11 protein-coding genes are annotated in these 15,815 nt (G+C 56.5%); 4 read left to right on the top strand and 7 right to left on the bottom strand.

Annotated features, from left to right (window positions below; all coding sequences use genetic code 11):
- Positions 1 to 2: 2 nt before the first annotated feature.
- The 7 genes from QA644_RS24875 to QA644_RS24845 all read right to left on the bottom strand — a co-directional run bounded on the left by QA644_RS24875 (position 3) and on the right by QA644_RS24845 (position 8,979).
- Positions 3 to 935 (bottom strand): DmsC/YnfH family molybdoenzyme membrane anchor subunit, encoded by a 933-nt coding sequence (locus QA644_RS24875; RefSeq protein ID WP_283073707.1) that lies wholly within the window; start codon positions 933 to 935, stop codon positions 3 to 5.
- The gene (locus QA644_RS24870; protein ID WP_283073706.1) at positions 932 to 1,663 is read right to left on the bottom strand and encodes a 4Fe-4S dicluster domain-containing protein; all 732 of its coding nucleotides are present in this window, start codon (positions 1,661 to 1,663) and stop codon (positions 932 to 934) included. The genes QA644_RS24875 and QA644_RS24870 overlap by 4 nt, the downstream gene beginning before the upstream one ends.
- Positions 1,660 to 4,509 (bottom strand): molybdopterin oxidoreductase family protein, encoded by a 2,850-nt coding sequence (locus QA644_RS24865; RefSeq protein ID WP_283073705.1) that lies wholly within the window; start codon positions 4,507 to 4,509, stop codon positions 1,660 to 1,662. The genes QA644_RS24870 and QA644_RS24865 overlap by 4 nt, the downstream gene beginning before the upstream one ends.
- Before the next feature lie 207 nt (positions 4,510 to 4,716).
- Positions 4,717 to 5,520, bottom strand: coding sequence for a DUF1003 domain-containing protein (locus QA644_RS24860; protein WP_283073704.1), 804 nt, complete (start codon positions 5,518 to 5,520; stop codon positions 4,717 to 4,719).
- A 200-nt stretch (positions 5,521 to 5,720) separates the two neighbouring features.
- Positions 5,721 to 6,197, bottom strand: a complete 477-nt coding sequence (locus QA644_RS24855) for a DUF992 domain-containing protein (RefSeq protein WP_283073703.1) — start codon at positions 6,195 to 6,197, stop codon at positions 5,721 to 5,723.
- Positions 6,198 to 6,278: 81 nt separating this feature from the next.
- The gene (locus QA644_RS24850) at positions 6,279 to 7,232 is read right to left on the bottom strand and encodes a cupin domain-containing protein (RefSeq protein WP_283073702.1); all 954 of its coding nucleotides are present in this window, start codon (positions 7,230 to 7,232) and stop codon (positions 6,279 to 6,281) included.
- Between the two features lie 613 nt (positions 7,233 to 7,845).
- Positions 7,846 to 8,979, bottom strand: coding sequence for a hypothetical protein (locus tag QA644_RS24845; RefSeq protein WP_283073701.1), 1,134 nt, complete (start codon positions 8,977 to 8,979; stop codon positions 7,846 to 7,848).
- Positions 8,980 to 9,679: 700 nt separating this feature from the next.
- On the opposite strand from QA644_RS24845, the gene QA644_RS24840 reads away from it, so the two are divergent.
- The 4 genes from QA644_RS24840 (at position 9,680) to QA644_RS24825 (ending at position 15,805) form a co-directional block, all read left to right on the top strand.
- On the top strand, positions 9,680 to 11,974 hold the full coding sequence (locus QA644_RS24840; RefSeq protein WP_283073700.1) for an FdhF/YdeP family oxidoreductase: 2,295 nt from the start codon (positions 9,680 to 9,682) through the stop codon (positions 11,972 to 11,974).
- A 221-nt stretch (positions 11,975 to 12,195) separates the two neighbouring features.
- Positions 12,196 to 13,029: a formate/nitrite transporter family protein gene (locus QA644_RS24835; protein WP_283073699.1), complete on the top strand. Its 834-nt coding sequence runs from the start codon at positions 12,196 to 12,198 to the stop codon at positions 13,027 to 13,029.
- An 8-nt stretch (positions 13,030 to 13,037) separates the two neighbouring features.
- Positions 13,038 to 14,189, top strand: coding sequence for an HlyD family secretion protein (locus tag QA644_RS24830; RefSeq protein ID WP_283073698.1), 1,152 nt, complete (start codon positions 13,038 to 13,040; stop codon positions 14,187 to 14,189).
- Positions 14,186 to 15,805, top strand: coding sequence for an MFS transporter (locus tag QA644_RS24825; RefSeq protein ID WP_283073697.1), 1,620 nt, complete (start codon positions 14,186 to 14,188; stop codon positions 15,803 to 15,805). The genes QA644_RS24830 and QA644_RS24825 overlap by 4 nt, the downstream gene beginning before the upstream one ends.
- Positions 15,806 to 15,815 lie beyond the last annotated feature (10 nt).

Here is a 15,815-nt window from a genome sequence, read left to right as displayed (position 1 = left end):
GTCTATCGTCCATAGTAGATGGTCGAAACGTGAGTCGCCTCTGCAAAAAAGAGCCATCGTTCGACGAAGAGACCGACGAGCGCCAAAAGGGCCGCCATGCCGGCGGTCACAGTCGGGATGACACTCGAAGCGGCAAGGCAGGTTAGTAAGACCGGCACCAGAAATGCGAGCGCCAAGGCGATCCTGCGAAGCCTGGCGGCATGCTTTCGAGCAACCTGATAGCCCATCTCCCTCAGGATGTAGTTTTCCGTGAAGTGGGGGTTGTCTAGTGGACGCACTGAACCTAGGGACGAGAGCCCGGTGGCTGACGCGAGAGTGGCAAGAGGCTGCTGTCGATCAATGAATCGCCAGTACGCGACCTTGGCAACGATCGCTATGATGGCTGACGCTATTGCCGCGCCGGCGAGCATGAGAGAAAAACCGAACCAAAACGACCAAAGCGAAGATAACAACACCGCTCCGGAGAACATTGCGTATATGAGGTAATCGGGAACTGTGTGAGCATTGTGCCACTGACGGATAGGTTTCAGGCTGGCATAGATCATGGCCGTACAGCCAACTGTCGTTAATGCGAGAAACGCCGAAAACAGTCCAAGTGCTTGCGTCAGCAGGTCATTCGGTCCGAGATGCCACCAGGAGACCGCGAGGCCGAGTGCGGGTGGATAGGTCGAAAGTGAGGCGACCCCTTCTCGGGAAAGCCAGGATGATCGCCATTGGCTGAACGCCCGCCAAGCGCGCTCAGGGCGACCAAGGTGTAGCGTCGAGGCAATGAGGCCAGCGCTGGAGAACGCGAGCGCCACAACTACCGCTGCAGGAAGAAACAACGGCGAAGGCGGTATAAGGTCGAATGCGACCAAGAGCCCAAGCCAAGCCAGGAGGCCATACCCGAACCCGGTCAATGTCGTCAGCAGAAGAACAGAGCTTGCCGGGTTCATCGCGATAGTACCCTGTCAAGCAAGCGCAGCAAGGCGTTTCCGCCGTCAGAAGTCGAATTCTCCAGCGGCTTGCTGGGAATGGTCGACTTCCGAGGGGGCAGATATTTGTTTGTCGGCTTGTACCCCAGTTCCGGCATCAGATCGACCCCGCCGCGCTCTGCTACTAACTTCGATACATCACTGTTCGGATCGCCCAGATCGCCGAAGTGCCGGGCTCGCGAGGGACAGGTTGCCACGCAGGCAGGCTCGCGCTCCGCCTCCGGCAGTGTCTCGTTGTAGATGCGATCGATGCAGAGCGTGCATTTCTTCATCACGCCTTTGTCTTCATCGAATTCGCGCGCACCGTAGGGGCACGCCCAGGAGCAGAGTTTGCAACCAATACAGATATCCGTGTTGACCAACACGATGCCGTCTTCTGCGCGCTTGTACGACGCCCCTGTTGGACAGACTGTGACGCATTGAGGCTGCTCGCAATGAAGGCACGACCGTGGGAAGTTTACCGTCTTGCTTTCTGAGGCGGAACCTGCCTCGTATGAATGGATCCGGTTGAACCAGACGCCATCGGGCTCTTTTCCGTACGGGTCGTAGTCGGGGAGCGGTGCATAATGTCCTCCCGTGTTCCATTCCTTGCAGTTGACTGCGCAGGCATGACAGCCAACGCATGTATCAAGATCGATTACAAGGCCAAGCTTCCGCGCGTTCTCTTGAGATTTTGGTAAGCTTGTCACGACGTCGTTCCCTTCTTTTTCGAGCCAAAGCGCAATATCGGTGGATGAAATGATTTGAACGGGGCCGAGACACTTGCAGGGTGCGGTTGTGTTTGTTCGACTTCGTCTGGCTCGCAGCGCTCGATCCGCACGGTGAGATCAAACCAGGCGGCTTGCCCCGTAACGGGATCGCTATTCGATGCCCGTCTCCCACTTTGATCGGCCGGCAAGTACTCTGAGATTATGTGGTTGAGCAGGAATGCCGTGTTGGACTCGGGTGCGTCCTTGTCCAACGTCCATGCGCCGGACCGCTTGCCAATCGCGTTCCAGGTCCAGACGGTATTCGGATTGACGCCATCCATTAGGCGGGCGCGACATTTCAGACTGCCGTTTCGGCTTTCGACCCGGATCCAGTCCTCGTCTTCGATGCCCAAGCCTGCAGCCGTATCACGAGCGATGTACAAGCGGTTCTCGGAGAGGATTTGACGCAACCAGGCGTTCTGGGAACCCCAAGAGTGATACATCGCCATTGGACGCTGGGTCACCGCATGAAATGGATATCGCTTTCGGTCGACAAAGGTCTCCTCTACCGGGGTATACCAAATCGGAAGTGGATCCATAAAACGGCCTACCCGCTCACGCACACGCTCCGGTGGTTGGACATCGCCGTGGCCTTGGGCCGCCAATCGGAACCTCTGTAGGGGTTCACAGTAAAGCTGCAGGGTGATCTTTGCATCGTTGTCGATCAGACCCATCGCCTTCGCGCCCTCTAGATAGGCTTTGTTCGAGTACTTGAAGTACAACTGTTCCGCAGGAAGATAGTGCCGCCAGAAGCTGCCATTCTCGATGTACCGTTTTAGCTGATCCGGATTAGGTTCACCGCGCCCGATGTCTTCTCCTTCGCGCCCACGGAAGCCGGCGAGCGGTCCCACACCTGGCTTCCGTTCGTGACGAACGATGTAGTCTGCGTAAGATGAGTAGATCGGCTTTCCGCTGCTATCGCTGAAGTTTGGCAAGTCCAGGCGGCCGGCTAGGTCAATGATGACGTCCTGAAACGGACGCACATCGCGATCAGGCTTGAGAACCGGTATTCGGATGGCGTCCGCCGGCCCGTGGGCCGAGCCGATCGGCCGATCGAGAAGCGAGATGCAGTCGTAGCGTTCAAGATACGTCGTGTCCGGTAGAACGAGATCCGCGTATGGGACTGTTTCCGAGAAGAACGCGTCAACATAGATTACGAAAGGGATACGGTAGCCGCCATCGTCGTTGCGATCGGTCAACATGTGCATTGCATCACCCGGGTTCATCGCTGAATTCCAAGCAACGTTGGACATGTAGAGGAACAGCGTGTCGATCTCCTGGCGGTCTTGCAGATGTGCCTCGCCGATTGCCATGTGCATCAATCCATGGATCGCTAAGGGAGCATCCCACGAGAAGGCGCGATCAAGCCTGAGCGCTTCCCCTGCTTCGTCAACCAGCAAATCTTCAGGGCACTGAGGAAGGCCCAAGGGCGGCGCGGCTAACGCACCGTTTTCCTTTCTGAGCCCTCCGCCTGGCGGAAGGCCGGCCCCGACCGGCTTTGGATAGGGAGACTTGTAGCGCCAAGAACCCGGCGTATCGATTGCACCAATCAGCATCTGAAGCAGGTGGATCGCGCGACAGGTGTGGAAACCGTTTGAGTGGGCTGAGATTCCGCGCATCGCATGGATCGCAACTGGTCGACCTATCATCTTGGCGTGTTTGCGCCCGGATGAGTCGGTCCAGGGCTGGTCAATGACGACCGGTTGATTGAAGGCGACCTCCGCAATTTCTGCAGCAATGCGGCGAATGGTTTGAGCATCCACCCCGCATCGCTCGGAGACCGCTTCGGGGCTGTATTCTGATGCTAAGTAGCGATCGACAACCAAAGAAAAGGCCGGCCGGGCAGTCCTGCCGTCTGAAAGTGTAAAGGATCCAAGGAGCGCGGGATCGATCTCCGGTTCCTCGGCCGGTGCGAGCGCGTTCCGGCCGCGATCCCAAGCCAGCGGAAGGCCCTCACCGTCACGTGCGAAAAGACCGTGGTCTGCGTCTCCCGCAGCATCGATCACCAGATAGTGCGCGTTAGTCTGACGGACGAGAAATTCCGCGTCGATGTTGCCGGAGGCAAGAAGACAGTGGATCAGCGCCATTATCAACAGACCATCCGTGCCGGGCGTGATCCCGATGAATTCGTCGGCGATGGCGGCATATCCCGTACGCACCGGGTTGATTGCCATCACCTTGGCCCCTCTGCCCTTGAGCTGTCCAAGCCCCAGCTTGATCGGATTGGAATCATGATCTTCCGCAACGCCAATCATCAGGAATAACTTTGCATGTTCCCAATCCGGCTCGCCGAATTCCCAAAATGATCCGCCTACAGAATAGAGACCTGCGGCGGCCATGTTGACTGTGCAGAACCCTCCGTGGGCGGCAAAGTTCATGGTGCCGAACATCTGGGCAAAGTAACCGGTCAAAGCCTGCGACTGGTCCCGACCCGTGAATAGGGCAAGCTTGTTCGGATCGGTTTGCCTGATATTCCGGAGGCGATCCGTGGCGATCGCCATTGCCTCGTCCCACTCGATTTCGACAAAGTCGCCGGAACCGCGCGGGCCTACCCGTTTCAGCGGTTTGCGCAGGCGCGCAGGCGAAAGCACGTTCATAATGCCGGCAGAACCCTTCCCGCAAAGAACGCCCCGGTTCACCGGATGGTCCCGGTTTCCCTCGATGTATCGGAGCTGCCCATCGCGCAGATGAACTTTTATGCCGCACCGGCATGCGCACATATAGCAAGTGGTGTAGGCCACCTGATCGCCGATCGGCGTGGAATACTCGATGAGGTCCTTTGGCATCTTGCTACCTATGGGTATTGTTAAAAATCGCGGCTACGCACATGCTTTGGGCCGCGACGAGAGGAGCAGGTACGTCCCACCGATGTGGCAATTCTAAATACATTCCGGGTGGTTACGCGGTTTTTTTAGTGGGCTTTTCACCACCGTACCAACCTCGGTTGATATCGATACTACACTTAGGTGTAGCTTCTTCGAGAGTGAAGCGCCTCACGTTTCCGTAGCTCGCGGACGCGACTGTTCGGCATTCTTCGACTTTGTCCTAGTTGCTTTGAGCATGCGCTTTGCCGCCCTCGCCTGATCGTTCATCATTTCGATCTGGATTTGTTGGATCTCGGTCAACCTCTCCCACTGTCTATTGAGGAGATGGTCAATTTTTTCATGTAGATGCCTGATCTCAAGCTCTGCCTTGAGGTTGACTTTATAATCATTCGTGGCCCGCAGCCGATCCTTTGATTCCTGCCTGCGCTGGCTCATCATGATGACCGGCGCTTGGAATGCTGCGATTGTCGACAACACCAGATTGAGGAGGACGAAGGGATATGCGTCGAAGGCAACCCTAGCTCCGAGAGCGACGTTCACGCCCATCCATCCAGCCAGAAGTACGATAAAACCGATGATGAATGTCCAGCTGCCGCCAAAACTTGCCACTCCGTCGGCTATCCGATCACCCACCGGACGTTGGCCGTCGTACTCGTTCTCGATATTCTCCGTGAGAGTATCGTGCGTTCTCAGACTATCGACAACTTCCGTTTCTAGCGATGAAAGCTCACCTTTCTCGTCCCTGAGAAGTTCGGATACGTAGCGACCTCGAAGGTCATCGATGGCCCGCCGATCGATGTAATCATCGGCTCCTACGTTGGGATAGATGCTGCAGACATATTCCGCGAGCGCTGGTCGCAAATCGTCAACGCGACAGGCATCCTTGGGTCTCAAGCGCGCGCCCGTTATCGCATCCACCAAGCGAACGGATTTGGCTCCGGTCTCCTTGAGACTTTTCGTAAAGTCTTCCACCTCAACGAGAGAGGCTCTGCCGCCATTCGTTTCGAATGTCGCGATCTGATCGTGCTCTACGCTCGCAGGTTCGTTTCCGAAAGTCTCGGTCACGGTAGCCTCGCTGAAAATTCCTGGACGGGAGTAACTGCTCTCATAAAGGTCACTCGTCGCTCAAAGTGCGCGCCGATCAGTCGAGCGACGCGCACCGCCTTGTTGGATCAGTTCGCCGCGTCGAGCGTGAGCGCGGTGATGCCAGCCGCGATGTTGACACCTTCTTCGGCCTGCACAGAGACTGGCTGGAGCGAGATCGTTCCGTGGTCACCTCCGACAAGGACCTTCGCACCCAAGCCCAGACCGACGGCCGCATCAGCGCTTACGCCGCTATACGTGCCGGCCAGCGCGTTTTTGCTGCGCGACGCCGGCGCATACACCAGCCACGCCATCTTGGCTTTACCGATCTCGCCGATATCGATGCCGAACTCGGTGATCTTACCCTTATAGTCTTCCTTAGGACCCGAACCCGAAGGGGTGAACACGCAGCTCACTTCCTGTTGCGAACCAACGATTACGCCAATGCCCGCAGAAAGGTCGCAATCGACCTTTCCCGCCTCGACGTGTTCTGCCGCGAAAGCAGGGGAAGAGGCAAGCAGCGACAGAGCTGCGAGGGCGAGAGTGGGAGAGAGAATGTTTCGCATGGGATACTCCTTTGAGAGGGGTTGGTTTGCGTTTGGGAAGACACTTTGGGCCGAGGATTTTGGGTTGCCCGCAGTATTTCGTTATGCCGTTCTCGGGAGCGAGTTACCTCCCATCGACGGCCAGTTGCTTGCGATCTTGATGCTCCTACGAGCCTTCGGGCTGAGATTGGTCTGGGCGACGTGCCGCTCTGGCCTCGCGTCTAGCTCGAGGCTGACTATGCTGACGCTGAGGTCGAGGCTTATCGAGCGCCACGTCCCGGTGGCCTCGTCTGCTCTCTCGAAGATGGCCAGCATGGATAGTTCCCCGTCGCCAAGGGTCTCGGTGCAGCACGACGAGCCCGCCGGCATACAATAAACATCGCCACGCCGTGCTTCGAACGTATCAACCTGTCCATTCCTGTCAGCGAGCGTGATGCGCCCTCGGCCAGATACGACGTAGCCAAGCTCGCAAACCGTCGGGTTCAGCTGGTACTCAACCACGGAACCATGGACTTGCCGCTTTGAGAGGATCGCGATGGTCGTCTGTGCCTGCGGCGGGATAAACACCGTGCCTTCAAAGACGGAACTCCGTACGGTTGAATCCCATGAAACGGCGGACTGCGCAGCGCAAGTTCTTCTACTCAGCGAAAGACGATTTCCTAGCCTGTATTCGCCTCTGGCCAACATACTCACGGAGATAGGATCAGAGGTCGTATCAGCTACAATTAACTCTGCGACCAGATCATCTAGGTTGAGGATGGTGGCGACGGCATTGTAACGAAGAGCAACGAGGTCGCCGGGATGGGCAACGATATTCTCTTGGTGGTCTTCGCTGCTGATAAGGACGTGACCGGAGGAGCAATATACAAATCGCGCGTCGGAGAGGCAGTTCTGATCGAACCCGTCGCTCAAAAGAACGCGTCGGACACCAGGGCCGCCAGCGGCATCAGCTTTCTTCGTCGGCGAGGCCCCAAGGCACCCGACCACCAGTGTTACCGGAAGAAAGTTCGCTTCGAAGGAATCTTCCGAAATGAAGGGGGAACTCGCTGTAGCCATGGTCGAATGTATCCAGAAAAAAAACTTGATGTCTGGATGATACGAACGAGGGCCTGAGCATCTATTCAATAGTCGTCTAGTTTATCCCAGACCAACGTATAGTGGCTACACGCTCACGCTCCAAGCGTTGCGAACGGTCTGTGAGTGGACACGATGCGGCACAAGGCCCGCTGTGGCCCAAGGGTTCGATCGGCAGAAATGGCATGTAGCGCCAGTTCCCTCCAACGATCGGAAATAAGGCAAGCAGTCTCGAATCCTCGCATATAAGGATTGCCCGTTATCGAGTTCAGACATCCCCGTGTCGCGGTGCAGCGCCACAGTACATGAGCCGAGAAAATGCGTGCATATCGCCCAGCCTTATCGGGTTAGGTTGGGCTCTTCATGATCAAAAGCAGTGAGGGCTTCCGATCTGTTCGGACCGAACTACGCATTTGTCCGGCATTAATGCCACTAGATCGGCCCAGGCATCCTGTAGAGCCAAATGCGCACGCGGCCGATGACGGAGCCAAACCCTTTCATTACTAACAGAATTGCGGTTAGCCTCAGTCCCTTGGCCAACCGCCGGACATCGCGGCGCGGGTGTCTGTCAACGAGATGACCTTCTACCGGCAATTTACCTCAAGCACGCGACCGCTCGCGCATCGGTTTTCCGGACCAGAAGGAAAAGTCCTTCCCTGCCGTTGACCAAGACGGCTTGGTTTTCGATGGGAAGCTGGAAGAGGTAGATGACATTCCCGGCAATCTCGCGGCTCTGGTCAACCAAATCCCATCTGTTTTCGGCGTTCAACGTGTAAAGACCGTCGTTACCCGCGTTAGCCACCATAACGCCACCCGGAAACTCCGTCGGCGGGTTATAAACTCTCTGCGGCAAGTCGACCGACATCTGCTTGTCGTGCACTCTGACCAATGTGCCGACGTAGGTTTCAATGCCTCCAAAGTTCTCGTAAGTGTGAGAGGCTTGCTGGGTGGCGGGCCGCGTCGGGTCCTTCGGAGGCCAGGGCACGACAAGATTTTGATCGATGCGCTCTAGGAATATTCTTCTGTCCGCAGTGACACGAGCGGCCTGAACGCCTCCAAAACCTTTGTCGAAAATCGTCAAGTTCCCGTTGTCGTCCCTCGCATAGATATAACCTTCTGCGGTGAACAAAAGCAGCTTCAGTTCGGGTAGATCGAACACTCGTCCCGGCGACTTCCCACCCACGCGGGTATCCCAGTAGAGCCGCTCGACCTGCCCAGAGGGCCGGAGCAGATAAAGGCCCGAGTTATCCGAGATGACTGTGCCTCCTAAACGCGCCACGTACGCCACAGAAAAAGGATGGATGAACGGCTTTCCGTCGGCCGCGAATACGCGTTCGAACTGTGTCTCACCTGGTCGAAGCCTGAAAACTCCGAGTTTCCAGCTCACGCCAATTACGTCTCCCGTCGACGTGTCGGTGGCATACTGGTCTTGATAATGGTCGGGGAAATTGCCTCCGAACGGGACGTACGCCCCAGTGGTGTTGATCGTCCAGACACCACCGCGGTTTAGTGGGAAAATAATCGGGCGATCCAAGCCGCGCACGACGACGACCTTCGATGTTAGCCGAAACGACTGGTAGACGTCGGCTTTAGTTGGCTCGCCGTTCTTGACCGGAACGAGACATAGCGGCGATGAGTTGCCAGATAAGATACTGGCGGACATTGCCTGCGTTGGCAGCAGAGCCACGATGATGACGGCAATGAAGAAGGCTTCTCGACGGTGTATCATTCTGAGCACCTCGGGGCCGGAAGCGACATACCAGCCTTGCTCGCATAAGTCCGGCGGGCCGCTCCCGTCACGCTACACTGGTTAGCATCACACGCCATGGGGATAATTTACTTATGGTTGATGCAAGACGACATCCACCATACGCAACACTCCCAGAGCCCCCCTCAGGAGATAGCGTCAGCTCTCATCGGATTCTTGTGGCAACTGCTCCATAACGCTCCATTTGTCAGAGAATTAGTTCGGCTACTCTGCAGGGGTCTAGTCGCTCCAATACCTAAGTTTAGTTATGCCGGCTGCTGGATCGGCCTACCTTTAACCCATCGCCTCAACCCCTCAATGAGGCGGGTAGCAGCTCCCTGCTACCGGCCTCGGCGTCCCTCCCCCTCCGCCGAGGCCATGGATCCTCCCAAGATCCGCTAAGGCCGTCTCCATCCGCCGGAGACGGCCTTTTTTTGCGAGCGGGCTAAATTCCGATGACGAGAATTAGTGCCCGCAGCTCAAAGCCAACTGCCTCGGACCGGTCACCGCACTACATGCGCAAGTGTGAAATAGCCTCGTGGAGCCGGCTGGCTGTGTGTCAAATAGGTACCCTATGCCTGAGTATAGTGTGCGATGCCCTCTGCCGTTGGTAGAATTGACGATGGATGTGCCACTCATCTTCGGCCCTTGGGCCACCCGGCAGGATAGAAGGAGTTTCGACGTGAAGGATCAGCGTCCCGAAGGTATCGAACAATACGATCAGCCTGCCGGAGGTTGGGGTGCTCTCAAAGCAGTTGCCAAGACCCTTGCGCACCAGCGGGTCGTTGCCCAGGGGACTATGACGCTCCTCAAGGCGAACCAGCCGGACGGTTTCGACTGCCCTGGTTGCGCCTGGCCAGATCCAAAGCACACATCGTCATTCGAATTCTGCGAAAACGGCGCAAAAGCGATAACCTGGGAGTCTACAGCCAAGCGATCAGGGCCAGAGTTGTTTGCAAGCAACACGGTGTCGGAACTTTGGAACTGGTCGGACCACGAACTTGAAGACGCCGGGCGGTTGACAACACCGCTTCACTACAACAGCGAAACCGATCGTTATGAGCCAATTGGGTGGGAGGAAGCCTTCACTCTGATCGCGGCTGAATTGAATAAGCTTGATGATCCAAATAGCGCTGAGTTCTACACGTCCGGTCGCGCGTCGAACGAGGCCGCATTTCTCTACCAGCTCTTCGTCCGGGCCTATGGCACCAACAATTTTCCCGACTGTTCCAACATGTGCCATGAGGCGACCAGTGTCGGGCTTCCGCTGTCGATCGGTGTGGGCAAAGGAACTGTGACGCTGGAGGATTTTGACTATGCTGACGCGATATTTAGCTTCGGTCACAATCCAGGCACTAACCATCCCCGAATGATGACCACGCTACATAATGCGTCGCGCCGCGGCGTGCCGATCGTGGTGTTCAACCCGTTGAAGGAGCGGGCGCTGGAGCGCTTCGCAGCGCCGCAAGACCCTGTCGAAATGGTGACGATGTCCTCGACGCCGATTGCCTCTGCCTACCACCAGCTACGCACGGGAGGCGACCTTGCAGTGCTCAAGGGTATGATGAAGGCGGTGTTCGAGCGTGATGCGGTCGAAATTGCCGCAGGCGGTTCCGGCGTCCTTGATCGTGCCTTCATTGCTGAGCACACGATCGGTTTAGAAGCGGTCCTTGCCGACATCGAGGCCACCAGTTGGGACCAGATCGTTTCGGTTAGCGGTCTCGCAAAGGATGCTATCGAGAGTGCAGCCGATGTATACGTAAATGCGAAAAACGTAATCGTCTGCTACGGGATGGGTATTACACAACATGCCAACGGTACGGGAAACGTACAACAAATCGCCAATCTGCTGATGCTCCGTGGGAACATTGGGCGACAAGGTGCTGGCATTGCTCCTATTCGTGGTCACTCGAATGTTCAGGGTGACCGCACGGTCGGGATCACAGAAATCCCAAACAAGTCGTTGCTCGACGGTATCGAGCGAGCCTTTGGCTTCCGACCAACGGGGGATAAGGGGCACAACGCTATCGAGACGGTAGAGTCTATCATCGCAGGTGAGTCCAAAGCGCTCGTTTGCCTTGGGGGTAACTTCGCCGTCGCGATGTCAGACCCTGAGGCGACATGGGCCGGCATGCGGAAATTGGATCTCGCGGTTCACATTGCCACCAAATTGAACCGATCACATCTCCTGACCGCAAAGACCTCCTTGGTCCTTCCCTGTCTTGGTCGCACCGATCTCGACGTTCAGGCTTCTGGCCCGCAGGCCGTGACCGTCGAAGATTCGATGTCGATGGTGCACGCCTCTAGAGGGTTCCTCAAGCCGCCAAGCGATACGTTGAAGTCAGAACCAGCCATTATTGCCAACATAGCCAAAGCCACGCTTGGTGATCGCTATGGCATCGATTGGGACGGCCTGATAGCTGACTACGACCGGATCAGAGACAAGATCGAAGTGGTCTTCCCGGACTTTCACGATTTCAATCGACGTGTACGGGTGCCAGGCGGTTTCCGCCTCGATGTGGCTGCATCATTTCGTCGATGGAACACGGAAAACGGAAGGGCGAACTTCCTTGTTGCCACCGGTCTGGACGAAGACCCTTTGCTCAAGAACCCAGACGCCCTTGTCCTAACAACCATCCGTAGCCACGACCAGTACAATACTACGGTTTACGGCCTTGATGATCGCTATCGTGGCGTCTTCGGCCGCCGGGACGTGGTCTTCATGAACAAGGACGATCTCGCACGCCTTGGTCTCATGGATGGCGACCGGATCGACATACGTGGACTCATCGGAGCTGGCGAGGCAGCGCACTTGGTGCGCGGCTTCACGGCCGTTGAGTACAACATCCCCAAGGGTTCGGCCGCCGGCTATTACCCGGAGTTGAACGCGGTTATGTCGTTACGTCACTTTGACCATCTTTCTGGAACTCCATCCTATAAAGGGGTGCCGGTCACAATAGCTCCTAGCAACGGCTGAGCCTTCGGGTTTAAAGATCTCGCAGACGCGATCCCCCGTACCGCGGGATGGTTTCGATCTCGATCGCAACGGCACTCGTACTTGGCTTGAAGTCAGATCTACACCATCCGCTTACGGACCTAGACCAAGGTATGGTTCAACGCCGGTCGGAGTGCGGCTAGCCTTTCTCCATAGAAATCGAACTGCCCGGGTCCGGTCGGGCAAGATGCGGGGATCGCGGCATGTACCAGGATTCCATCACAAGCTTCGCCGAAGCCGGCGGACATAAAGCGCGCAGTGTCCGAGGGCAGTTCCTCGCGTTTCTGATTGGCGCGGCAATGGCCGGTGCCTATATCGGATTTGGCGATATCATAATGTTCACAGCCGGCGCGCACGCCGATCCGGCTTGGGCACATCTTGTTATGGGCGTGGTGTTTTCCTCGGCGTTAACGATCGTCGTGTTTGCTGGCTCCGAGTTATTTACGGGAACTGCAATGTGCATGCCGCTTGCCGTTTTGAAGGGACAGGGCCGCATTTGGGACGTACCACTGGTTTGGTGCAGTACTTGGATCGGCAACCTAGTAGGTGCCGTAATCCTTGCGGCGCTCTTTCATATGGCGGGTGGTGGCGTCCTTCTTGGTGATGGGAATCAGGCCTTCTTTGCGGCCGTTTCGGCAAAGATGTCCGCTAGTTCGCTTGAACTCTTCGCCAGAGGCATTTTGTGCAATTGGCTCGTCTGTTTGGCTATCTGGATGGGTGGTCGAACAGACAATGCAGCCGCCAAGATCATGCTAATCTTCTGGCCCATCACGATATTTGTTGCGGCTGGATTTGAGCATTCTGTTGCCAACATGTTTACGTTCTCCATGGCGTTGATTGGCGGTCATCCTGCTAGTGTCACTCTTGCTGGTGCGATCCGCAATTTGGTGTGGGTCACATTTGGCAATCTGTTAGGCGGTGCGGTCTTTGTGGCACTGGGCTACTGGGCGCAATCCCAAAGCAGCGGGCACGTTTCATTCGTCCCGACACCCGCCCCTGCCCGAGCAAAGATTTTCGCGAACCTCAATCAGAAGTGAGCACCGTTATGGCTGATCAGCTTGGCATCGCGAATCTAAGTCCACCGCTGCCGACCAGTCGTGCACCTGCCAGCGACTCGCCGCGGTCGGACCCGCAGCCTCCGAATGGATTGGTATCAACAATCCGTCGAGTCGCCATTCCCGTTCTTGCAGTCGTGGCGGTTGGCGGCGGCGTGACTATGGTCGTCGCGGACTGGAACCATTGGGTCGCTGGCGCTTCTCACCAATCTACAGACGACGCCGTCGTCAATGCCGATGTCTCAACACTCAGCTCACAAATTTCTGGCACGGTGCTCAGTACGCCGTTCGGCGACTACCAGCGAGTAGCAAAGGGTCAGTTGGTCGCTCAGATTGATTCGCGGGAATATGATGCCGACGTAGACTTGGCAAAGGCAAATGTCGCGTCGGCAAACGCTTCACTCGCGAATCTCGCTAATCAAATCGATTTGCAGAGGGCAGCGGTGGAGGCGGCCGAAGCCCAAAACGCGTCAGCGCTTGCGCAGCAAACGCAGACGGACCTTGAATTTCAAAGGCAGACAAGCCTAGGCGACGCTACATCGCAGCAGCATCTCCAACAGGCGCAGTTGGCCTATCTCCAAGCTCAAGCGTCAGTCAAATCCGCCGCTGCCGCGATAGCGCAGCAGAAGGCGCAGCTCAAGGTGCTAGAGGGACAGGCCCCGCTGTTGCGGGCGCAAGTCTCGGCCGCGCAAGCAAGCCTAGACACCGCGCAAATCCATGAGGGCTACACGAGGGTCTATGCGCCATTTGACGGAGTTCTTGGTCGTAACTTGGTTCATCAAGGCGATTTCGTCGCAGCCGGTACGGCTATAAATTCGGAGGTTCCGCTTCCGCGCGTGTATGTCACTGCAAACTTCAAGGAAACTCAGCTCGCCCGCATGACCCCAGGCCGCACGGCCAAGATCAAAATTGACACGTTTCCCGGCCGCACGCTCGAGGGGAAAGTCGCTCGCCTATCGCCTGCGAGCGGTTCCATATTCGCCCTGCTTCCCCCCGATAATGCGACCGGCAATTACACAAAAGTAGTTCAGCGTATTCCTGTGAGGATCGATTTCGATCCGGGACAGCCGCTAATCGATCAGTTGAGACCTGGGATGTCGGCGGTCGTCAATGTCGATACTTCCGCTAACGGAACGCCATGAGCACCTTACCAACCGCCTTCGGACCGGTGACGAGCGGCACCGCCACAAGCAATCCTCGGCTCATTGTCGCGGCGCTGCTGCTGGCCTCCTTCGTGGTGGGATTCGACACCAGAGTATTCGCCGTGGGTCTGCCGGACCTGAGGGGCGTGTATTCGTTGGGTGTCGACGAGGCCTCCTGGCTGAGCACCGTCGCTAACGCGCCGCAGATTCTCATTTCTTCGGCAGTAGCATGGCTCTGCACGGTTTTCGGGATCCGGCGGATAATGATTCCATCGAGCCTTGTCTATGCAGGTATCTCGTTTGCGATCCCGCTACTCCACGATGGGACAACACTTTTTGTCTTCCATGCCTTCAGAGCGCTTCTGCTTGGAGTGTTCATACCGGCAACAATCATGGTTATCTTTCGGAACCTCGAAATGAAGTACTGGTTGATCGGGATTGCGATCTACGCTCTTCGCGTTCCGCTCTCCCAAAACCTCGGCTTTGTTCTCGTGGGCGTCTATGGGGACTATTTGGGTTGGCAATGGCTTTATTGGCAGGATGTGCTCGTCGCACCAATAATCGCCCTTCTGCTGATTATCGCCGCTCCAAAGGAAGAGATAAACGCGAACCTGCTCGAGAATGCGGATTGGGGTGGAATGCTTCTGCTCGGCTGCTCGATGACAATGATTTATGTCGCCCTCGATCAGGGAAACCGGCTTGACTGGTTCAACTCGGGCATTGTGACATCGCTCATCTTGGGCGGAGCGGTCCTTGCCATTGGATTCGTAGTCAACGAGAGCGTAGTGAAACTCCCCTGGGCACACGCAAGTGTCATTCTTTCGCGTAATATTGGGATGGGCTACGCCATCATCATCGCGTTTACGTTTTCCAATTCGGCGGGCGCGATCATCGTGCCATCCTTCCTGGGAACCGTTATAGGGCTCCGACCCATCGCGATTTCCCAACTTTACGTTATCGGGGGAGTTATCCCTGTTTTTGCGTTCATCGCGTTGGCTATCTATTTTCTACGGCATATCGATTCGCGAATTTGCACGCTCATCGGCTTTGTTGGGATGGCTGTTGGGGCACTCCTTGGTTCAAGAGTGACAGTCGAATGGTCGCCCTGGAACTTCCTCCCAATCGTCATGTTGTACACGGCCGGGCAGTCGTTCACATTCTTTTCGATTGTGGTCTATTTGTTGGCAAACACAGATCCGAAGCGTGCTACGGCTGCGTCGGCCTATATCCAAGTTGTTCGACTAGGGAGCGTCGAACTTGCGGGCAGCCTATTAAATACGTGGTTGCGACAACGTGAGCAATTCCATTCTAACATCCTCGGCGGCTCTGTCGCGGATTCGTCCGGCGGTCTCCACGAGGCCGTCCATCGGCTGGAAACGCTATTTGGGGCCTCGCGACGCGCCAATGCGGAGGCCCTTGCTACTGTCGCTGCCCATGTCCGAGGACAGTCCTACGTGCTTGCGTATGCGGACCTCTTCGTTCTGTCGTTCTGGTTCGCTATAGCTGGTCTGGTGATAGTTGCTCTTATGAGAGCTATGCCTATCGGGCCATTTCACCCAGCTTTTAATCACTCAACGCCGGCACCTGTGGGGGCGAACTTAGGAAAGACGACCTGACGACATGGGC

Origin of the sequence: Rhizobium sp. CC1099 (genome assembly GCF_029714385.1) — a bacterium.
In the GTDB taxonomy this organism is placed as follows: Bacteria; Pseudomonadota; Alphaproteobacteria; order Rhizobiales; family Rhizobiaceae; genus Rhizobium.
This window is presented reverse-complemented; position numbering and strand designations above follow the sequence as displayed.